A 20,569-nucleotide genomic window follows, 5' to 3' on the forward strand; every position below is an offset into this window, starting at 1 on the left:
AGAGCCACTATATTCAACAACTGTTTAGCAAACACGTTTAAATCAGAATCCGTATAAGGTTAGATCATTTATTGAGGAGGGGTTAAATTTGCTCCTTCGCTTTCTTTCTTTTATAAAGCTCGACTCGACAACGAAGTATGGTTTACGTTTGGCGGTTCTAAACGTAATCGTTTTTCTGCTTTGTATCTCTTTCTTTTTTATTATGATCTTCCTTTTCCCTGGTCCTCGCTTTCCCTTTATTGAGCTGCTTGTTATTGCGCTCACGTTCGCTATTTTCTGGAGGCAGTTTGTGATAAAGCTTCCTTATTATACTAAAAAAGAAATCTTTAGAATAAGCATTGTGGGGGCTTTACCTTTTTTGATTATCGGAATGCTAGGGTATCTAGTGGTCATCTACCTTTATTTCGGTGGATTCAAGCCTGCAAGTGTGTTTGTTTACAGCATTTTGTTCGGTGTAGCGATTCTGGTTGGTTTGATCTGCGTGATTTGTGTGAACCTCATTTCCGCATTGACCAAAGCAAGACAACAATGAATTTGTAAAAGTATTTTGATCGGATGGTTTACAATCTAGGAGAATTCCTGTGGAGGAGCAACATGCTTTTTTCATGGTCAACCTTTTGGCCCCTTCTTCGTGGGATAAGTATGGTCATACAACTTTTTCGACATTGTCCCAAACGGCTCAGAAAGCGTTTGCCCCCACCTTGTGGTGGGGGATTGACAGTTTGTGCGCCCGGCATGGGCGCTGTCTATAGGGTGAAAGTCCCGAGCGGCGAAGATGGCAGTCGCCCGTTCGCTTAAGGCAAGGGCGTCCGCCGCGAGGCGGAGTCTGAAGGAAGCCGGCGGAACCTTGCGGCCCGACGAACAGGAACCCCATACGAGGCTGTCTGTGCTTGGACGAGTCTGCACAACAAGACGAAGTCCTTGCCGCCGAAGGGTACAGGCAGTAAATGGGGCGGGTAGATGGAGGGAAAGACAGCGCTCTTACCCGGGGAGGCCTGCCGGGTACGCCCGGTTACCGGGTAAGTGCGCGTCGAAAGGCGCGGCTGAACTGGCAGGAGTCAGCAGAGGTCATCGTACGTCCCCCGTGACGTCCGGGAGACGGAAGGGCCGAACACAAGGAAAGGGGTGGGTGCGACATGGGTTCGCGAGAAGGGCGACGACAGCCGAAAATCCCAAAAGGGAGCTGCCTGCGGGAGGAAGCGGTGAACCCGCGGGGGACCGCAGGAGCGCCGAGTCCTTCTCCGGCACCCCTCGCCACTTTGCCCCGCGAAGCAGGCGACAACCTGATGGAGCAGGTGGTGGAGCGACAGAACATGCTCCGCGCCTTGCGCCGTGTTGAGCAGAACAAGGGTGCACCAGGGATTGACGGGATGGAGGTGAAAGATCTCCGCGTCTATCTCGTCAACCACTGGACACGCATCCGCGAAGAGTTGCTCGCGGGAACCTATCGGCCGTCTCCGGTCCGCCGAGTCGAAATCCCGAAACCCGGTGGCGGTGTGCGGCTGCTGGGTATCCCCACGGTGCTGGACCGCCTGATCCAGCAGGCCCTCTTGCAAGTCCTCACGCCCATCTTTGATCCAGGGTTTTCGGAGGCCAGCTTTGGTTTCCGGCCAGGACGCAGCGCGCACCAGGCGGTGCGCCGGGCGCGAGCGTACGTGGAGGCCGGCTATCGCTATGTGGTGGACATGGACCTGGAAAAGTTCTTCGACCGGGCGGGCCACGACATCCTGATGGCTCGGGTAGCCCGCAAGGTGAAGGACAAGCGTGTCCTGAAGCTGATTCGGGCTTACCTCCAGGCTGGCGTCATGGCGGGTGGGGTATGTGTGCGGAGCGAGGAAGGAACGCCGCAAGGCAGTCCGCTGAGCCCTCTCCTGGCCAACATCCTTCTGGATGACCTGGACAAAGAGTTGGAGAAACGCGGCCACAAGTTCGTTCGCTATGCCGATGACTGCAACATCTACGTGAAGAGCCGTCGGGCAGGCGAACGCGTCATGGCCAGCATTCGAAAGTTCGTCGAGGGACGGCTGAAACTGAAGATCAACCTGGAGAAAAGCGCGGTAGACCGCCCGTGGAAACGCAAATTCCTGGGCTTCTCGTTTACCAGCGAGAAAACGCCGCGCATCCGCCTGGCGTCGGAAACCGTTAAACGGTTTAAGGATCGCATCCGGAATCTGACCCGTCGGAGCCACAGCGTCAGCATGGAGGAGCGAATCGAGAGGCTGAACGCCTACCTGCGGGGGGTGGATCGGCTACTTCCGCCTGATTGACACCCCAAGCCCGCTCCAATCCCTGGATGAATGGATCCAAAGGCGGTTGCGGATGTGCCTCCTAAAGCAATGGAAAAGACCGAAGACGATCCGCCGAAACCTGATCGCCCTTGGGTTGCCGCCTGAATGGGCGAAAATGCTGAGCGGTTCCCGAAAGGGATACTGGCGCCGGGCTCTTTCTCCACAAATGAATAAGGCCACCGGCCTCGCGTACTGGCGAGAACGGGGCCTCTTCAGTTTAGCCGACTTGTACGCTCAGCTTCGTCAATCCTTGTGAACCGCCGTATACCGAACGGTACGTACGGTGGTGTGAGAGGACGGGGGTTAGCCGCCCCCTCCTACTCGATTCGGTTACTGAAACCGGCGCAGCACGCCGATCACCTTGCCGACGATTTTCACCTCGGGAAGCAGAATAGGGGCCATCTCGTCATTTTCCGGCTGCAGGCGAACGCGGTTCTTCTCCTTGAAGAAGCGCTTCACCGTGGCTTCGCCGTCGGGAGTGAGGGCGACGACGATGTCGCCGTTGTTGGCCACCGGCTGCTGGCGAACAATCACGAGGTCCCCGTCGAAAATTCCGGCGTTGATCATGCTGTTGCCCTCGACGCGGAGCATGAAGACGGTGTCGTTGTTCACCCAATCCTTCGGGAGGGGGAAGGTTTCCTCCACGGCTTCGATCGCTTCGATGGGCTGGCCGGCCGTTACCTTCCCCAGCACCGGCACCAGCGTCGTTTCTACCTCCGTGGCCGGCGGATCGACGTCGAGAATCTCAATGGCCCGCGGCTTGGTGGGGTCGCGCCGGATATACCCCTTTTTCTCCAGCCGCGCCAAGTGGCCATGCACCGTCGAGCTCGACGCCAGGCCAACGGCTTGCCCAATCTCGCGCACCGACGGGGGGTAGCCTTTCTTCCGGACTTCCTCTTTAATAAATTCCAAAATGGCCCGTTGCCGACTTGATAGCTTTTCCATACACGATATCCTCCTCGTGCTGCCCACAATTTGGTTTCATTATACCATATGGCGCGCATCCCCACAAACGCACGTTCGGCATAATGGCGCGCGCAATCGGGCATACTCGTCCATAAGCACGCGCACATTTCCCTGCGCCAAATCCACAGCAAAGGAGCGATCGAAATGGACGTTCGGGACATTTCCTGGCACCACAAAGATGACAGCGAACTGCCCGCCGCGCGCGCACCCCAAAAAGGCGCTCCCTTAAGCACCCAGCAGCCGAGGACCGGCGAGGAGTTACCTGTCGACCGCACCTTCTTGGCCGACCGCGATGCGGGCCTGATGGAAGATCCGCACCTGCTCGCCCACGTGCCCTTTGATGACGCCGGAAACCGATTTCCGCCGGAGTGACAGCAAGCTCCGGATCAACCGCCTGCCACATCCCGCCATCGCGTCCACACAGGCGATCCGTTCCCGCTACAATAAGTCCGTTCCCGCTACAATAAGAAGGAAGAGCATGCCGTGATGGCGCGAAAGGGGAGGGGAGAGGAGCATGCGCGTGGTGCTGTATGCGCGCGTCAGCACGGAAAAAGCGGAACAGGCGACCAGCTTGGCCCGCCAGATCGCGGAGTTGGAGCAGTTTGCCCGAGAACAGGGTTGGACCATCGTCGAGCGCATCGCCGAGCAGGCCAGCGGGTACGACGTGGAGCGAGACGGGCTGTTTCGGCTCCTGTCCCTGGTGCGAGACGGGCAGGCCGACGGCGTCGTGATCCAGGATGAGACGCGCATCGGGCGCGGTCACACCAAAATCGCGGTGCTCCACCAGCTTTTCCGCATGGGCGCAAAAGTGTACACCCTGGAACACCAGGGAGAAATTGTCCTGTCGGAGATGGACGGGCTCGTCATCAAGATCTTGGCCGAGGTTGAGGAATACCAGCGGCGCCTGATGAACCGCAAAATTTCCCGCGGCATCCGCCGGGCCATGGCCGCCGGCTACCGGCCGGAGGACAACCTGAAGAACCGCGGCGCACACGCCGGACGCACGCGGCTCGACGTGCCGGTGGAGGAAGTGGTGCGCCTGCGGGAACAACACGGACTGACGTTCGCCGAAATTGCCGCCACGTTGCGCGGCCTAGGGTATGACGTCTCCAAGGCGACGGTCCACCGGCGGTATCAGGAGTATCGCGAAACCCACAATCCCGAATCCTCGGAACCGTAAACGCGCAGACCCAGACGAAACGTGTACGAAATGAAATCGATACCGCTCATTTCGCGCTTTCCTTTTTCGTCTCAAAATATAGAGTGAACTCTTTGTTTGAGACAAACACCGAGGTTTTTTCTCGCACCTTTTTTACGTCCTATAATATACATTATGTAAACTAGAGAGGAAAAACAGAAGCGGGGTGACCTGTGCACCCCGCAGTCGTTTTATACTCAAAAACGCTTCCGATGCGGACTGACACTACAGATGGTGACGAGGGGGAAAATGTCGGGAATCCGGTCCCCAGCGGGAAACCCACATCCGCCGGCGGCGACGCCTTACGAGAAGACGCCCCAGGCTCGCCCGCACCAACAACCCGATCCCGACCCCGCACAGCGTCAGCAGCACCATCCCCACAAGCCATTTCCCGATCCGTTCCTTTACAGCGGAAACCCACTGCTTCCAGCCATCGTTTTCCGCCTCATCCGCTCCGGCCGAGGAAGCGCGAACGACGGATTTCGCTTTCTGTTTGGTCACCATACTGTTCTCGACAAGCACCCAGGGGGCAGGTGGAAGGTTGGGGGCGACGGCAAAGCCGTAATCCAAGAGCACCTTCGTCTCCCGGTACAACGTGGACGCCGAATTTGCCCCCATCACGACCGAGATGAGCGACACGCCGTTGCGCTCTGCCGACGCGACCAACGTAAAGCGGGCTTTCGATGTAAAGCCGTTTTTGACCCCGGTGGCTCCGGGATACTCCCACAACAGACGGTTGTGGTTGACGAGCTCCGACTGCCACTCCTGCCCGTGCCACGGTTTGCGTTTCGTCTGAACGATCGCGCGGAACGTCGGATTCCGCATGGCGTACTGTGCAATCAGGGCCATATCATATGCGGTTGTCACATGCTGCGGGTCGTGCAGGCCGCTCGCGTTCACAAAATGGGTATGCTGCGCACCGATGGCGTGCGCCTTTTCGTTCATCATCGCGGCGAACGCCTCCTCACTCCCCGCGATGTGTTCGGCGATGGCGATGGCCGCGTCGTTACCGGAGTTGACCAACGCGGCGTACACAAGGTCGAGGAGCGGCTTTTGCTCCCCCTCGGCCAGGTACACCCGCGTTCCGTCTGCTGCCCGCGCATGTTTGGACACCGTGACCATTTCGTCGGGCCGCCCTACTTCCAGCGCGACGATCCCTGTCATAATTTTGGTAATGCTGGCCGGATACATGGGCTGATCCTTGTTCTTTGCAAAGAGGACGCGCCCTGATACCGCCTCGATGAGCACCGCCGCCTGCGCCGTGATCGTCGGCGGTGGCGGATGATCCACCTGGCCGCCCTCACTCGTCGATGACGCGGCGGCCAGGGATGCCCACCCAGGCAGTACCAGGGTCCCCGTCCATACAACCCACACCCAAAAAAATAAAATCGTTGTCCACCGGCGCCTTTTCACCGACTTCCGCTTTTTGAACCACAACCACGGATCCATTCCGGTTCTCTTCCTCCTTCGCCCCCTACCCCCTGCTCGTTCCTCCCATTTGTTATGTATCGGCTGGCGCGATGCTGTTTTTTACGGTCGCGCGTCGGGTTCACGAGGATTTAATGAACGATTGGATCACATCCAGCAGTTCGTCGATCATCTCATCGCCTTGCTCCTGCCGGATCGCGTTCTGCACGCACCCCCGGATGTGCCGCTCCAAGATGGCCAGGCCGACCGCGTTGGTCGCTGCGCGAATGGCCGCCAGCTGCGTGAGGATGTCAACACAGTACCGATCTTCCTCGATCATTTTCTGCACGCCACGGATCTGTCCTTCAATACGCCGCAGGCGACGCAACAAGGCTGCTTTGTCACTTGCCTGGTTCATCCGTTAATACCCCCTTAGGGTATTACCCTGTCCACCATACCACGAACATGAGCCTTTGTCAACGATGTTTTTGACAATGCGTACCTCCCCCGGGTACATGCCGTCCGTTTTCCTTTCGGGCGCCAATGCCGTCGTGTTTGGATCGGTAAACGGGTTTTTCGTGTCGCTCGCCGGTGAGGTCCTCGGGGCGACCCTTTCCTTTTGGTTGTACCGTCAAGGATGGAAATGCGCAACTATGAGGAAAAAGAAAACGTGTCTCCTTGATGCGGACACCTCTCCCCCGCACATAAAAACGAGAGGCTTCATCTGCCTCTCGCCCTTCTTCCACAGTTCCGCTCATACCCAAACCTTCATCCGTTCCGCCAACGTTCCGGTAAACAATTCGAGAAAGATGCCATTGGGATCGCGAAATTGAACGGAAAGGCCTCCCCCTCGCTCCACTGGTTCGCGGACAAACGCAACGCAAAGAAAAACATACGGGCAGCCGCTTCGGCTGCCCGCTCGTTGTTCCGTTATTCCGCTTAGATGATCCCCAGCTCTTTCCCCGCCTTCTCGAAGGCGTGGAGGGCGGCTTCGAGGTCCTCCTTCGTGTGCACGGCGGTGACAATGGTGCGCACGCGCGCCTTGTCCTTCGGTACCGTGGGGTAGACGATGCCCTGGGCATAAACGCCGTATTCGAAAAGCTTGTCGGACAGCTTCATTGCAAGCGCCCCGTCGCCGACGATAACCGGCGTGATCGGCGTTTCGCTGTTGCCCGTATCGAAACCGAGCTTCTTCAGACCGTCCTTGAAGAAACGCGTGTTCTCCCACAGCCGCTCGATGCGCTCCGGTTCGGTGAGAAGCACCTCGATGGCAGCGAGGCAGGCCGCCGTGACCGCCGGCGGATGGGATGTGCTGAACAGGAACGGACGCGCACGGTGGATCAGGCAGTCGCGCAGCACCTCGGAGCCGGCGACGTAGCCGCCGAGAACACCGATGGCCTTCGACAGCGTGCCCACCTGGATGTGCACGCGGCCGTGCAGGCCGAAGTGGTCTACCGTACCGCGGCCGTTTTTCCCGAGCACCCCGCTGGCATGGGCATCGTCGACCATGACGAGGGCATCGTAGCGTTCCGCCAGCTCCACGATCTGCGGCAGCGGAGCGATGTCACCGTCCATGCTGAACACGCCGTCGGTGACGATGAGGCGCGTGCGGTACTGCTGCGTCTCCTTCAGCGCCGCCTCCAGGTCGTCCAGGTCGTTATGGCGGTAGATGCGCCGCGCCGCCTTGGTCAGGCGGATGCCGTCGATGATCGAGGCGTGGTTAAGGGCGTCGGAAATGACAACGTCGCGCTCGTCGAGGATGGACGAGAGGACGCCAACATTGGCCGTGAAGCCCGATTGGAATACCAGGGCCGCCTCGGTGTGCTTGAATTCGGCCAGCTTCTTCTCCAGTTCCTCGTGCATCGTGAACGTCCCGGCGATGGTGCGCACCGAGCCGGTCCCCGCCCCGAAACGCTCGACGGCTTTAAGGGCTGCTTCCTTCAGCTTGGGATGGGTGGTCAGCCCCAGGTAGTTGTTGGAGGCGAGCTGGATCACCTCTTTCCCACGGATGACCACCCGCGCGCCCTGGGCCGACGCGATTTCCGTCAGCGGACGAAAGATCCCCTGGGCTTTGAGCTGTTCCAGTTCCTCACGGAGATGGGCCAAGCCCTTCATCCAATTCCCCCTTTGCGCGTAATCAGGCCAGCGCCTGAACACCCTGCCGCGGCATCCGCGACACCCGCGGCCGGTGCTCCGGCGCGCATTTACGGGATGAGCACGATCTTGCCGCACCGCCCGCTCTTCATCAATTCAAAGGCCTCGGCAAACCGTTCGAGCGGAAAGCGGTGGGTAATGAGCGGCTCCAGGTTCACCTGGCCTGAAGCAAGCAGGCCGGATGTCTGCTGCCATGTCTCGTACATTCGCCGCCCGGTGATCCCCTGAACGGTGACCCCTTTAAAGACGATGTCGTTCGTGATGTCGAGGGGCACGTCCTGCGTCGGCAGGCCGAGCATAGCGATGCGGCCGCCGTTGGCCAGCATCTTAAGCCCCTGGCGGATAGCAGCCGGATGACCCGACATCTCGCAGACGACCTCGACGCCGTTGCCGCCGGTCACCTCAAGGGCGCGGGCCACGGGGTCCTCCTCGCCGGCGTGAATCAGCACGTGGGCTCCCATCGCCTTGGCCAACTCGAGGCGGTACGGATTGACATCAACGGCGAGCACCTTCGCCGCGCCAGCCGCTCGCGCCACGGCCACGGCCATGATGCCGATGGGCCCGCACCCCACCACGGCCACCGTTTTGCCGGCCACCGGGCCGGACAGCACGGTGTGAACGGCGTTGCCCATGGGCTCCTGCAGCGACGCCACCTCAAAGGGCAGCGAAGGATCGTTCTTCCACAGGTTTTGCGCCGGGACGACCACGTATTCAGCAAAGCAGCCGTCGCGGTCCACGCCCAGGATGCGCGTGTCTTTGCAGATGTGGGCCTGGCCCGTCAGGCACTGGGGGCAGTGGCCGCACACGAAGTGGGTCTCGGCCGACACGTGGTCCCCCGCTTTCACGTGGGTCACGCCGGGCCCGACGTCCACCACCACGCCGGAGAACTCGTGCCCGATAATCTGTGGCACGCGGATGCGGCTTTGGGCCCACTCGTCCCACACGTAGATGTGCACGTCGGTGCCGCAAATGGTGGTCGCCTTGACCTGCACCAGCGCTTCTCCGGGCCCCGGCTGCGGAATGGGCACCTCCCGCAGCTCCGCTCCCGGCGCAGCCTGCGTCTTGACCACCGCGCGCATGGTTCCACCCATGGTGTACAGCTCCTTTCTGTATTGAAAGCGCAATCATGCCGAGATAACCAAGAACATTATAGTATACGTCGTGCGCGCGGTAAAGAAAATGTCCACTCTACAGAGACACCTCAAAGCCGTCACGGGCCACAACAATCGGGCCCGAATAGGTGGTCCGGGCTTCCTCCACCAGGTGCACCGGGTCATACCCTGGATACAGGTGGGTCAAAAGCAGCCGGCGCGCGCCATGCCGTCCGGCCAGCGCACCCGCCTCCGCCGCCGTCAGGTGTCCCCGCGCCCCCGGCGGCACGTCAGCCGTCCGGAATGTCGCCTCGGCCACCAGGAGGTCCACGTCACGCAGGAACGCGCCCCACGCGGTGTCGGGACCGGTATCCGCCGTATAGGCGATGGCGCGCCCCTCGCCGTCAAGACGCACGGCATAGCACGGGACGGGATGCGCCGTGCGGCGGAAGCGAACCGTGACGCCGGCCAGGTCAAGGGACGCATCCTCGTCAATCGGCACGGCCTGAACATAGGTTTTGTATGCGGCGCGGGCGAAATCGTCCTCCGGCTGGCGCGGGGCGTACACCGTGAGCGGGGTCGCACGCTCGCCGCGCTGCACGGCCGTCATCACGGCGTACTGCAGCACGCCGAGGTCGCTCACATGGTCGGCATGGTAATGGGTGAGGATGACGGCCGTCAATTCGGCCAGGGACAGGCGGGCCAGGAGCCGGCTCACCACCCCGCTGCCGCAGTCGATGAGCAGGTTTCCTCCGGCCGTCTGCACGAGGTAGCCCGGAGTGGCCCCGTGGGGCCCGGGGTGTGGCGATTGCCAGCCGAGCACGATCCACTTCATGGAGAACGTCCTTTCCACAGGGAATTTCCTCTTCCAATGGCAAAAACCCGCCGCCCAACAGCGGACGGCGGGATGCGAACCGATCACATGAACTCCTTCACGAGTTCTTCGAAGGCCCCTTCGTCCAAGCGCAGGTCCTGATGGGCCAGCGGCACATCCTTAAAACCGGGGATGCGCTCTTCGTAGCTGGGGATGTCCTTACGCTGGTAGATGATCCCCGTCACGAGGGCCTTGTGCTCCATAACCGTCTTCATGGCCTGGATGCGGTCCGTCGGATCGTAGCCCTCGATCGTGTCGAGGCTGACCAGGTTCTCCTTGAACCAGTCGTAGGTGTTCACTTTGTTGAAGGTGACACACGGGCTGAACACGTTGATGAAGGCGAAGCCCTTGTGCTTGATGCCTTCCTCAATAATGTGCGTCAGCCCCTTGAGGTCGCTGGAGAACCCTTGGGCGACGAAGGTGGCCCCGGCGGCCAGGACCAGTTCCAGCGGCCTGACGGGCGCTTCGATCGAGCCGTACGGGGTGCTCTTCGTTTCGAAGCCGAAGGCGCTGGTCGGCGACGTCTGCCCCTTGGTGAGACCATAGATCTGGTTGTCCATCACGATGTAAGTGATGTCCAGATTGCGCCGGATGGCGTGAAGGGTGTGGCTCATGCCGATAGCAAAGCCGTCCCCGTCACCCCCGGCGGCGATGACGGTGAGGTTCCGGTTGGCCAGCTTGATGCCCTGGGCGATGGGCAAGGCCCGACCGTGGATGCCATGGAACCCGTAGGCGTTGATGTAACCGGAAATGCGGCCCGAACAGCCGATGCCGGATACAATCACCACTTCTTCCGGCTCCAGGCCCACGTTGGCGCAGGCGCGCTGGATGGCCGTCTGGACCGAAAAGTCGCCGCATCCCGGGCACCAGTTGGGTTTGACGCTGTTACGAAAGTCTTTGAAGGTGGCCATCTTGGACCAGCTCCTTGCAAGCGTTGGTGATTTCAGAAGGCAGGAACGGATTGCCGTCGTACTTCAGTACGTTGCGAATCTTTTCGGGCATGCCCACATGCAGCTTGATCTGATTGGCCAGCTGCCCCGTGGCGTTGTGCTCCACCACAGCCACCCGCTTGGCTTTTTCCATGTAGGGCTTGAGCGCGTCCGTCGGGAACGGCGCCAAGAGGCGCACGTGCACATGGTTGACGCGGATGCCCTCCGCTTCGAGTCGCTCCTTCGCCTCGGTGATGGCTCCCCGCGTGGAACCGATGCCGATGACGAGCAGGTCGGGCTCGTCGTGGGGCGCATCCACATACAGCGGCGTCTGGAAGCGGAGGTTTTGCAGCTTGCGCAGGCGTTTTTCCATCATCTTCTTGCGGTTGACCGGGTCTTCCGACGGCCGCCCCGTCTCACCGTGTTCCACCCCGGTGACGTGGTGGATGCCGTACTTCTGCCCCGGAATGACGCGCGGCGAGATGCCATCCTCGGTGAAGGCGTAACGTTTGAACATTTCCCCTTCCGGCGGGGTGATCTCCTCATCCTTGAGCAGCTTGCCGCGGCGAATTTCTACCCTGCTGTAGTCCAGCGGCTCGACGGTTTGCTTGCCGAGGGACAGCTGCAGGTCGGAAAGGATGATCACCGGGCACTGATACTCTTCCGCCAGGTTGAAGGCCTCCACCGTATCATAGAAGGCCTCCTCCGCCGTGCTCGGGGCGATGACGATTTTCGGAATCTCGCCGTGGTTGTTGTACAGCACGGCGTTGATGTCGCTCTGCTCCTGCTTGGTGGGCAGACCGGTCGACGGTCCCCCACGCTGCGTATCGACAATGACAAGGGGTGTTTCCGTCATGCCGGCCAGGCCGATCGCTTCCGTCTTGAGGGAGATCCCCGGACCCGCCGACGCCGTCATTGCCCGCACGCCAGCATAGTTGGCGCCGATGGCCATGGTGATGGCCGCAATCTCATCTTCCGTCTGCACTACCGTTCCGCCGAACTTGGGCAATTTCTTGATCAGGTATTCCATGATCTCCGACGCCGGCGTGATCGGATAGGCGAACATCAGGCGGCATCCGGCGGCGATGGCCCCAAGGGCAATGGCGTCGTTGCCGATCATGAACAGGCGCTTCTTGCCGTCGGCGGGCGCCAGTTTAAACTCTGGCATCGCCCCGCCCACCTGGTCGAGGACGAACTGCGCCCCCCGCCGCAGGGCCTCCATGTTCATGTCGACCACTTTCTGCCCCTTACGCTTGAAGGTCTCCTCGATTACGCTGCGGAACGCCTCAATGGGCAGCCCCAGCACGCCGGCGGACGCCCCCACGGCAACCATGTTTTTCATGAGGACGGTGCCGCACTCCTGGGCAATTTCAGTAAAAGGCACAGAAAAGAGGCGTGCGTGGATCCCCTCAGGAAGCTTGGGATTAAACTTCGCGTCCGCAATGACCACGCCGCCTTCCTTCAGCTCGTGACTATTCAGATCTATGGTTTCCTGGTCAAAAGCAACCAAGATATCCAAATCGTCTGAAATGGCATACACCGGTTTTGTACTGACGCGGATCTTGTTGTTCGTGTGCCCCCCTTTGATACGGGACGAAAAATGCCGGTAGCCATAGAGATAATACCCCAACCGATTCAAAACGGTCGCAAATATTTCGCCGGCCGATTCGATACCCTCCCCCTGTTGGCCCCCAACTTTCCAGGATAGCTGGCTCAGCATCGAACTCCACCCCTTACACTCCCAATAATTCGTTTGTTACATTCCTAAGTGTAGCACGTTTTGCAATCTGTCACTAGCCCTTTTTGTCACAAGTTTGTCATGGACGCGCCGGCAGCCCGGCCGCCAGCACGCGCAACCAGTTTCCCGCCAGCCACTTCTCCACGCTCGATGCCGGATAGTAGCGCAGGAGATAGTCGGCCCACTCGGCATAGGTACCCGCATGTTCCAGGCCCGTCACCACGCGCACGATGCCGTCGAAATCGGAGCCGAAGGCCACGTGGTCCTCGCCGGCCACCGACACGGCGTGCTCAAGGTGGCGGCGCACATCGTCACGCGTCGCCTCTCCATCCGTGAGAAAGTCCGGGACGAAGGTGAGGCCGACCACGCCGCCCGACTGCGCGATGGCCCGCAACTGGTCGTCGGTCAGGTTGCGCGGGTGATCGTGCACGGCGCGGCAGTTGGCGTGGCTGGCGACAAGGGGCCTGTTGCTTGCTGCGGCTACGTCCCAAAACCCGCGCTCGGACAGGTGAGCCACGTCGAGAAGCAGGGACAAGCGGTTGGCTTCCTCGACGAGAGCATGCCCAAAGCGCGTCAGCCCGCCCCCGCGCGGCTCCCCACAACCGTCTGCCGCCTCATTGGCCTCGTTCCAGGTGAGCCCTACCATGCGCAGGCCCAGGCGATAAAGGACGCGCAGGTGAACCAGGTTCCCTTCCAGCGCCTCGACCCCCTCCAAGGCCAAAAGAGCCCAGCGCGCGTCACCACGTCTCACCGCAGAGACGTCCTCTCGCCACAGGAGAGGCCGAAAGCCGGCCTTGCCCAGTACATCTTCGTGCCAGCGATCCACCATCGCGAGCGCCGCCTGGAGGCGCTGGCCGCGCGGAACGTGCGGGGGAACGAAAAGGGCAAACACTTGTGCGCGCACGTTGCCGGCGGCGAGGCGCCCTACCCCGGCCTGCAGCGCACTATCGGAAACGGAGCGGCCCGGGTTCTCCCAGAGCCGCCACAACACGTCGCAATGGCCGTCAACCACAAACATCGTTCGACCTCCACGCTTCGGCATGCAAAAAACCTGTTTGCCTCCCCCGGAGACAAACAGGTCCACTGTGCAGATGATGGGGTGATCACCGCGGCTCGACAATCAGCTTGATTGCCGTGCGCTCTTCGCCATCGATGATGATGTCGGTGAAGGCGGGAATGCAGATGAGGTCGACACCACTCGGCGCTACAAATCCTCGTGCGATCGCGACTGCTTTGACCGCCTGGTTAAGCGCGCCGGCCCCGATGGCCTGGATTTCGGCCGCACCCCGTTCGCGCAGGACACCGGCCAGCGCACCAGCAACAGCGTTCGGGTTTGACTTTGCTGAAACTTTTAATACTTCCATGGACTGCTACCTCCTTGGCGAAAGGGTGGTGAAGGGGGATCTACTGTATTCTATTCGCGATGCGCAAGAAAATTCCTTCTCGCCAAGGAGACGATTCACAAAATTCTAACCGCTCCACAGGTGGTCGTCGTCGATGCGGATCCGCCGGATGGAACGCGCTTTGCCCGTTTGATCGTCCAGTTCCAGGAACACGGCGTTCAGCTGCTTGCGCCCGCTCTCGTCGACGGCGAAGCGCACGGGCAGGCCGGTGAGGAACTTTTTGATCACCACCTCGCGCTCCATGCCCAGGATGGCATCATAGGGGCCGGTCATACCCACATCGGAAATGTACGCCGTTCCCCCGGGCAGGATGCGTTCATCCGCCGTCTGCACGTGGGTGTGCGTACCGACGACGGCCGACACCTTCCCGTCAAGGAACCAGGCCATGGCCTGCTTCTCCGACGTCGCTTCGGCGTGCATGTCAACGAGAATCAGCGGGGTGCGCAGGCGAAGCTCGTCCACAAGCGCCTGTGCCGTGCGGAAGGGGCAGTCGAGGGGCGGCAGAAACGTGCGTCCCATGAGGTTCACCACCGCCAGCTCGCGGCCGCCGGCGGCCACGACGGTGTATCCACGCCCCGGAGTACCCGGCGGATAGTTGGCCGGGCGAACAAGGCGCGGTTCATCGTCGATGAAGTCAAAAATGGCCTTGTTGTCCCACGTGTGGTTGCCCATCGTGATACAGTGCACGCCCCACTCAAAAAACTGCCGGGCAATCTCCGCCGTGATGCCCCGCCCGCCGGCGGCATTCTCCCCGTTGACCACCACAATGTCGGGTTGGAAGCGGCTTTTGAGGAGCGGAAGGTATTCCTGCAGCATGGCGCGTCCGGGCGCGCCGACCACGTCACCGATAAACAGCAGCTTCACCGAATCCCTCCCGAATCCCACATTCAGGTTTATTGTACCACGAAAAAAAGAAGTGGCCGATGTGCCACTTCATTTGGCATATTCGACGGCTCGGGTTTCACGAATAACCGTCACCTTGATGTGACCGGGGTAATCCAGCTCGTTTTCGATGCGTTTGGAAATCTCGCGGGCCAGGCGGAAGGCTGCCAGGTCGTCCACCTGGTCCGGCTTGACAATGATGCGCACCTCGCGTCCCGCCTGGATGGCGTACGACTTTTCGACTCCGTCGAAGGAATCAGCGATCTCCTCGAGCTTCTCCAGGCGCTTGATGTACGCCTCCAACGTTTCACGGCGCGCACCGGGGCGGGCTGCCGACAGGGCGTCGGCCGCGCAGACCAGGGTGGCAATCACCGACGTCGGCTCCACGTCGCCATGGTGCGCGGCAATGCCGTTGATCACCGCCGGGTGCTCGCCGTATTTCTTGGCCAGCTCGATGCCGATCTCCACGTGCGATCCTTCGACTTCATGGTCGAGGGCCTTCCCGATGTCGTGCAAGAGGCCGGCCCGCTTGGCCAGCTGCACGTCCTCGCCCAGCTCCGCAGCCATCAGTCCGGCCAGGTGGGCCACCTCAATGGAGTGCTTGAGGACGTTCTGGCCGTAACTGGTGCGGAAATGCAGGCGCCCGAGGATCTTGATCAAATCGGGATGAAGCCCGTGCACACCGGTTTCGAACGTCGCCTGTTCACCGTATTCGCGGATGCGCTCGTCCACCTCGCGCCGCGCTTTCTCCACCATTTCCTCGATGCGGGCGGGGTGGATGCGGCCATCGGCAACCAGTTTTTCGAGGGCCGTTTTGGCGATTTCCCGCCGAATGGGGTCAAACCCCGACAGGATGACCGCTTCCGGTGTGTCGTCGATAATCAGGTCGATCCCGGTGAGCGTTTCTAGGGTACGGATGTTCCGGCCCTCGCGCCCGATGATGCGGCCCTTCATCTCGTCGTTCGGCAGGGTGACGACCGACACCGTCGTCTCCGCCACATGGTCCGCCGCGCAACGCTGGATGGCAAGGGAAATGATCTGCCGGGCGCGGCGGTCGGCCTCCTCCTTGGCCTGCTGCTCGATCTCCTTGATCCGCTGGGCCGCCTCGTGCCGCACCTCGTTTTCCACGGTTTTCAGGATCGTTTCCCGGGCCTCCTCCGTCGTCAGACCGGAGATGCGTTCCAGTTCGGCCACCTGTCTGCGATGCAATTCGTCAATCTCTTGCGCTCTTGCCGCAATCTCCCGTTCCTTGGCTGCAAGCGCTTCTTCTTTTTTCTCGAGGGTTTCACGCTTGCGATCGAGGGATTCCTCCTTTTGCAAGAGGCGCTGTTCCAAGCGTTGCAACTCGCCACGACGCTCGCGGATTTCCCGCTCCGCGTCGCTGCGCAAGCGGTGAATTTCATCACGCGCTTCGAGAATTTTTTCCTTTTTTACAGCTTCCGCTTCTTTTTTCGCACTTTCAACGATCTGCCGAGCCGCCTCTTCTGCCGAGCCGATCTTCTTTTCCGCAATTTGCTTGCGGATGAGGTAGCCAACTCCGACACCGACGGCGGTGGAGGCGAGGAGGACGGGTACGAAAACGACACCGTCCAACATCGTCACCTCCTTCACCGCGCAAATCTGCCACGATCGCGTCCTTGCGACCGCCCCACGGGTACCTCGATTGATCCGCCCGCAGGCGTGCAAACCTTGGAGGAAACGTGAAGGAAAAACCTTCACATACACCTGATTTTAAGCGGATAAAAAAAAGGTTGTCAAGTTTGGCGGAGGGGCACCACATGGGAACGCCCGCCCACAAGACGCACGGTGTACCCGGTATCGGCCGACTCCGTCAGATGCGTGTTGTGGGTGACCATGATGATTTGCCGCGAGAAGACGTCGCTGACCGATTGCAAAAACTGGACAACGGAGACGATGTAATCCTCGCTGACGTGTTTGGCTGGCTCGTCGAGGATGAGCGGCCCGGGAAGCGGGGGGTTCAAGGCCTGCAGCAGGGCGACGCGCAATGCGAGGGAGACCACGTCCACCACGCCGCCGCCTCGGGCGTCCTGCGGTCGGGTGACGACCGGCATACCGTCTGCGTCGGACACCACGTAGAATTCGGCGACGGGCTTGCCGCCATGCTCGCCCACCTCCACTTCGAAACGCATGCCCGGCCCGAACACATATTGCAGGGCGTTGGTGACGAGCATGGCCAGCTGCTGGCGCGCCTGTTCCCGCGCGTAGGCGCCCGTCTCCTGCAGCAGGATGCGCGTCTGCTCATACAGCTCGCGGCGGGAACGGGCCTCTTCCACAGCCACTTGCCGCGCGCGGAGGTCGCGCAGGAGGGCTTCCTGCTTGCCCTCCAGGCGGGCCAGGTGCTCCCGAGCCCGGCGCTGCGCCGCACGCAGCCGCTCCAGCTCGGCGCGAAGGTCTGCGCTCATTTTTCCACGAGCTCCTTCGGAATGTGCTGCCACGCCTCGGCAAGAAGGCGCTCGATCTCCCGTTCCAGCCGCGCAATCTCCTCATCGAGGCGCTCGGGCGCGACCCCCAGTTCGTCTAGCTCGCGTAGGATCTCGTCGCGCTGGGCCTCGAGCTGCTCGAGGCGCGCCTCGGCACGGTAGCGAAGGTTTTTCGCCTTCTCGATGGCCTCCTTGATCGTCTTGAGCTCCGCCTCATAGTGGCTGCCGTTGTCTTTCCCCGCCTGGTTCACCGGCATCTCCTCCCCACTCGTCCAGGATGTGCGCAATGCGGTCTTCGTCGACGGGACTGCCACACAGCGGGCACGTTTTCATCGCCGCCAACACGGCGCGCAGGCGGCCCATCAGCCGGCGCAGCGTCGCGTCCTGTTCGCGAAGGAAGGCTTCGCCCTGCGCCAGCCGCTCCCCCACCTCGCGCAAGCGTGCGCGGACGTCGACGAGGCGCCGATATCGCTCCACCAGTTGTCCCACTGCCTCGGCCTGCGCGGCAACGGCCTCCACGGCCCGCATTGCATCGCGCACGCGTACGGCGTGGCGTTCTTGCCGTGCCAGATCCGTCCAGCGCTCGCGCAGGGTGCGCAACCGCTTCTGCTGCTCCACCCGCAGGGCTAGTGCCGCCAAGGTCTCTTCTGCCAGCGCGATGTGCGCCGTCTGCTTCAGCACCGTCCGGCAAGCGGCAAGGGCCCGCTCCCCTTCGGCCAGCTGCTGGGCCCACCGCCGCCACTCGCGCAGGCGGAGCACCAAAGCCTCCAGTTGCGCCACGACGCGTTCCGCTGCGGGAAGGGCGGAAAGGCGGGCCTGGACGGCCTTCCACCGCGCCCGTTCCGCCTCCACCGTTCGCCACGCCTCATACACCGCTTGCAACCGGGTGAGACGCGCGAACTCCGCTTCCGCCCGCGCTCCCGCCGCTTCCGACCGCTCGAGGGCGGCCCGGTATGCCGGGAGGGCGTCATAGGGCTTCAGCTCGGCCTGGAGCCGCTCGATCTCCTGTTCATGGTGGCGGATCGCCTGCCCGAGGGCCTGCACGTCGCGCTGCGTGTCGCGGATGGCCGCGTCGATGAGGTGCGCCCCGCTGAGGAGGCCGAGCACCTTGGCCCGCACCGCCGCCCGCTCGCTGAGCAAAAAGGGCGGGTCGAGCTGCATGGCGAGGTGGACGAGGGTCTCGAGGTCCTCGTCGAGCATGAGGGGACGGATGCCGTGGGCTTCGAGCACCTCGTCCGGCACCCCGGTGCCAAACCCCTCGAACACCTGTTCCCGTCCGTCCGGCAAACGCACGAGGTACCGGTTGCGCGTCGCCGTGCGCTCGCGTACGATGGCGGTGCCGTCGTCGAAGCACACCGTCACCCGGCAACGATCGGCGCCCGCCCGCACAAAGTCGCTCCCCCGCGGTTGATTGAAGAGGGCCCAGCGCAAGGCGCGGATGATCGCGCTCTTGCCGCTGTCCGACGGTCCGACGATGACGTTCAGGCCGGGCGAAAACTCCAGCTCGCTGCGCTCATGGGACTGAAAGTTCTCGATCACCAGGCGGCAAATGGCCTTCTTCACGGCGAACGCTCCCCTTTCGCCAGCCGCTCCTGTGCCGCGGCGAGGCGGCGCAGCGCCTCCGCGCGCACGGCGTCGGGCACCTGGGTCAGCCCGGCAAGGCGGTCGAGGATCTGTGCCAGTTCCAGCGTCTGAAAGCCCTCGGCCGCGCGCACCTGCTGCACGAAGCGGGTCAGCTTCTCTTCGCGGTAGGCGGCCTGTTCCACGTAGTGGCGGTCGAGGACCTCCTCGCCCGGGCGCGCGCAGGAGAGCGGGAGGAGTTCCACGTCGATCCCAGCGCCAACGGTGAGCAAAGCCACCTGCGGCATGCGCTGCACCTCGGCCAGCTGGTTGTTGACCCGCGACAAGGCCCCGGGGTTGACGATCCACTTCCCCTCCCGCTTGTGGGCACCGAAGCCGGCGTGGTAGTGGCCGGTCAGGAGCACATCCGGTGCGTCCGGTCCCCACAGGGTGTCGAGAAGGGTGTAGGGCACGCCGCCGGGGAGCGGCTTATCCGTCACCATGCCATGGGCGACATGCACGGTGACGTCCGCGTGTGCGCGGTCCGCCGGACGATAGTCAAGCAACGGGTCCCGGCGGTCGATGTCGTAGTGAAACGGCTGACCGCTCAGCTGCACGGTGACGCCGCCCTTTTCAAGGCGCACCGGCTCACCCGGGTGCAGGAGGCGCACCGTGCCGAAGGCGTCGAGGAGACCGAGCATGGTCCGGCCCACCGTCTCCGGGTTGTGCCCGTACACGTCGTGGTTGCCGGCCACGGCGTAGATGGGCGCCGGCGCGTCGCGCAGCACGGCGGCAAAGCTGCGCACCACCGCCGGGGCCAGGTCGGGGCGGTCGAAAACATCGCCGCCGTGTATGATCGCGTCAACGCGGTGGGCGGCGGCGATCTCCATCACCTCGATCAGCTTGGTCTTCAACGTCTCCGGAAAGTTGTCGCGCCGGTTGCGCGGCGTCGTGCCGCGGATGTGGGTGTCGGTCACGAAGAGCAGCTTCACGCGTCCCCCTCCTCCGCAAGGCGCCGCACCACGTCGCCGGCGATTCCGGGGGCGAACCCTTTGCCGAGGAGGAACCGGTACAGCCTCGCCGCATCCAGTCCCCTCGGCGTGCGGTAGCGCTGGAGGCGCCGGCAGGCCAGAGCGTAAGCCGCCTGCCGCTCGTCCTCCTCCGCCCACGCGGCCAAGGCCGCATCCGCCACCTCCGGCGCCACACCTCGCCGGAGCAGTTCCAGCCGCACCAGCCGCCGCCCCCGGGGACGTCCGGATTTGCGCGCCTCCACCCACTGGCGGGCGAAGGCCGCATCATCCAGCCATCCCGCTTCGCGCAGGCGCGCCAACACGGCCTCGACCCGCTCGGCCGCGTAACCGCAGCGCAGGAGGTAGGCGCGCACCTCCGCCTCCGCGCGCGCCCGCGCGGCCAAGAAGCGCAAGGCGCGCTGCAGGATGCGGTTCTCTTCCTCCTCCGCCAGCACCGCCTGGTAGGCAGTGGGATCCAGGCGACGGCCCTTCACCAGGCGCAGGCGCACCACCACATCTTCGTGGACCGAGAAGGCCAGCTTGCCGTCCACGTAAACGTTGTACCGCTTGGAACGCCCCGGTTGGGGCTCAATGGCCGTGATCACCCCGTCCATGGTGTTCGCTCACC

Annotated in this window: 20 protein-coding genes and 2 pseudogenes; 4 read left to right on the forward strand and 18 right to left on the reverse strand. The window is 62.2% G+C overall.

Annotated elements, in window-relative coordinates; genetic code table 11:
- Window positions 1-88: 88 nt before the first annotated feature.
- Window positions 89-532: a hypothetical protein gene (locus ACYQ0Z_RS08125; protein WP_459866519.1), complete on the forward strand. Its 444-nt coding sequence runs from the start codon at window positions 89-91 to the stop codon at window positions 530-532.
- 604 nt (window positions 533-1,136) lie between these two features.
- Window positions 1,137-2,544 (forward strand): annotated as a pseudogene (gene ltrA, locus ACYQ0Z_RS08130) (group II intron reverse transcriptase/maturase).
- Between the two features lie 74 nt (window positions 2,545-2,618).
- Here ltrA and lexA read toward each other — a convergent pair.
- The gene (gene lexA / locus ACYQ0Z_RS08135) at window positions 2,619-3,233 is read right to left on the reverse strand and encodes a transcriptional repressor LexA (RefSeq protein ID WP_459866522.1); all 615 of its coding nucleotides are present in this window, start codon (window positions 3,231-3,233) and stop codon (window positions 2,619-2,621) included.
- Between the two features lie 165 nt (window positions 3,234-3,398).
- On the opposite strand from lexA, the gene ACYQ0Z_RS08140 reads away from it, so the two are divergent.
- Together ACYQ0Z_RS08140 and ACYQ0Z_RS08145 are read left to right on the forward strand one after the other, a co-directional pair.
- Window positions 3,399-3,626, forward strand: coding sequence for a hypothetical protein (locus ACYQ0Z_RS08140; RefSeq protein WP_459866525.1), 228 nt, complete (start codon window positions 3,399-3,401; stop codon window positions 3,624-3,626).
- A gap of 142 nt (window positions 3,627-3,768) precedes the next feature.
- Window positions 3,769-4,434 (forward strand): YneB family resolvase-like protein, encoded by a 666-nt coding sequence (locus ACYQ0Z_RS08145; protein WP_459866528.1) that lies wholly within the window; start codon window positions 3,769-3,771, stop codon window positions 4,432-4,434.
- Between the two features lie 243 nt (window positions 4,435-4,677).
- On the opposite strand, the gene ACYQ0Z_RS08150 is transcribed toward ACYQ0Z_RS08145, so the two are convergent.
- From ACYQ0Z_RS08150 to ACYQ0Z_RS08230, 17 genes and pseudogenes are all read right to left on the reverse strand, one after another.
- Window positions 4,678-5,901 carry a D-alanyl-D-alanine carboxypeptidase family protein gene (locus ACYQ0Z_RS08150; RefSeq protein ID WP_459866531.1) on the reverse strand — a complete coding sequence of 408 codons (1,224 nt, stop codon included), beginning with the start codon at window positions 5,899-5,901 and terminating at the stop codon, window positions 4,678-4,680.
- Between the two features lie 100 nt (window positions 5,902-6,001).
- Window positions 6,002-6,277, reverse strand: a complete 276-nt coding sequence (locus tag ACYQ0Z_RS08155; RefSeq protein ID WP_459866534.1) for a metal-sensitive transcriptional regulator — start codon at window positions 6,275-6,277, stop codon at window positions 6,002-6,004.
- A gap of 336 nt (window positions 6,278-6,613) precedes the next feature.
- Window positions 6,614-6,739 (reverse strand): annotated as a pseudogene (locus ACYQ0Z_RS08160) (glutathione transferase); the annotation flags it as partial.
- 59 nt (window positions 6,740-6,798) lie between these two features.
- Window positions 6,799-7,974: a glycine C-acetyltransferase gene (locus ACYQ0Z_RS08165; RefSeq protein ID WP_459866537.1), complete on the reverse strand. Its 1,176-nt coding sequence runs from the start codon at window positions 7,972-7,974 to the stop codon at window positions 6,799-6,801.
- A gap of 89 nt (window positions 7,975-8,063) precedes the next feature.
- Complete coding sequence (tdh, locus tag ACYQ0Z_RS08170) at window positions 8,064-9,104, reverse strand: L-threonine 3-dehydrogenase (RefSeq protein ID WP_459866540.1); 1,041 nt, start codon at window positions 9,102-9,104, stop codon at window positions 8,064-8,066.
- Window positions 9,105-9,201: 97 nt separating this feature from the next.
- Window positions 9,202-9,939, reverse strand: a complete 738-nt coding sequence (locus tag ACYQ0Z_RS08175; RefSeq protein WP_459866543.1) for an MBL fold metallo-hydrolase — start codon at window positions 9,937-9,939, stop codon at window positions 9,202-9,204.
- An 83-nt stretch (window positions 9,940-10,022) separates the two neighbouring features.
- Window positions 10,023-10,889, reverse strand: a complete 867-nt coding sequence (locus tag ACYQ0Z_RS08180; RefSeq protein ID WP_459866546.1) for a 2-oxoacid:ferredoxin oxidoreductase subunit beta — start codon at window positions 10,887-10,889, stop codon at window positions 10,023-10,025.
- Entirely contained in the window at window positions 10,864-12,627 is a 1,764-nt protein-coding gene (locus tag ACYQ0Z_RS08185) for a 2-oxoacid:acceptor oxidoreductase subunit alpha (protein ID WP_459866549.1), read from the reverse strand. The genes ACYQ0Z_RS08180 and ACYQ0Z_RS08185 overlap by 26 nt, the downstream gene beginning before the upstream one ends.
- Window positions 12,628-12,724: 97 nt before the next feature.
- Complete coding sequence (locus ACYQ0Z_RS08190; RefSeq protein WP_459866552.1) at window positions 12,725-13,663, reverse strand: dipeptidase; 939 nt, start codon at window positions 13,661-13,663, stop codon at window positions 12,725-12,727.
- An 85-nt stretch (window positions 13,664-13,748) separates the two neighbouring features.
- Window positions 13,749-14,009: a stage V sporulation protein SpoVS gene (gene spoVS / locus ACYQ0Z_RS08195; protein WP_054671882.1), complete on the reverse strand. Its 261-nt coding sequence runs from the start codon at window positions 14,007-14,009 to the stop codon at window positions 13,749-13,751.
- Between the two features lie 105 nt (window positions 14,010-14,114).
- Entirely contained in the window at window positions 14,115-14,912 is a 798-nt protein-coding gene (locus ACYQ0Z_RS08200) for a TIGR00282 family metallophosphoesterase (protein ID WP_459866555.1), read from the reverse strand.
- Between the two features lie 69 nt (window positions 14,913-14,981).
- On the reverse strand, window positions 14,982-16,523 hold the full coding sequence (rny, locus tag ACYQ0Z_RS08205) for a ribonuclease Y (RefSeq protein WP_459866558.1): 1,542 nt from the start codon (window positions 16,521-16,523) through the stop codon (window positions 14,982-14,984).
- Between the two features lie 161 nt (window positions 16,524-16,684).
- On the reverse strand, window positions 16,685-17,353 hold the full coding sequence (locus ACYQ0Z_RS08210; RefSeq protein ID WP_459866561.1) for an ATP-binding protein: 669 nt from the start codon (window positions 17,351-17,353) through the stop codon (window positions 16,685-16,687).
- On the reverse strand, window positions 17,350-17,622 hold the full coding sequence (locus ACYQ0Z_RS08215; RefSeq protein ID WP_459866564.1) for a hypothetical protein: 273 nt from the start codon (window positions 17,620-17,622) through the stop codon (window positions 17,350-17,352). The genes ACYQ0Z_RS08210 and ACYQ0Z_RS08215 overlap by 4 nt, the downstream gene beginning before the upstream one ends.
- Window positions 17,585-18,934: an AAA family ATPase gene (locus ACYQ0Z_RS08220; RefSeq protein WP_459866567.1), complete on the reverse strand. Its 1,350-nt coding sequence runs from the start codon at window positions 18,932-18,934 to the stop codon at window positions 17,585-17,587. Before ACYQ0Z_RS08220 ends, ACYQ0Z_RS08215 begins: the two co-directional genes overlap by 38 nt.
- Entirely contained in the window at window positions 18,931-19,923 is a 993-nt protein-coding gene (locus ACYQ0Z_RS08225) for a metallophosphoesterase family protein (protein ID WP_459866570.1), read from the reverse strand. Before ACYQ0Z_RS08225 ends, ACYQ0Z_RS08220 begins: the two co-directional genes overlap by 4 nt.
- Window positions 19,920-20,555 carry a RecX family transcriptional regulator gene (locus tag ACYQ0Z_RS08230; protein ID WP_459866573.1) on the reverse strand — a complete coding sequence of 212 codons (636 nt, stop codon included), beginning with the start codon at window positions 20,553-20,555 and terminating at the stop codon, window positions 19,920-19,922. The genes ACYQ0Z_RS08225 and ACYQ0Z_RS08230 overlap by 4 nt, the downstream gene beginning before the upstream one ends.
- Window positions 20,556-20,569: the final 14 nt, after the last annotated feature.

The organism is Calditerricola yamamurae (assembly GCF_054654135.1).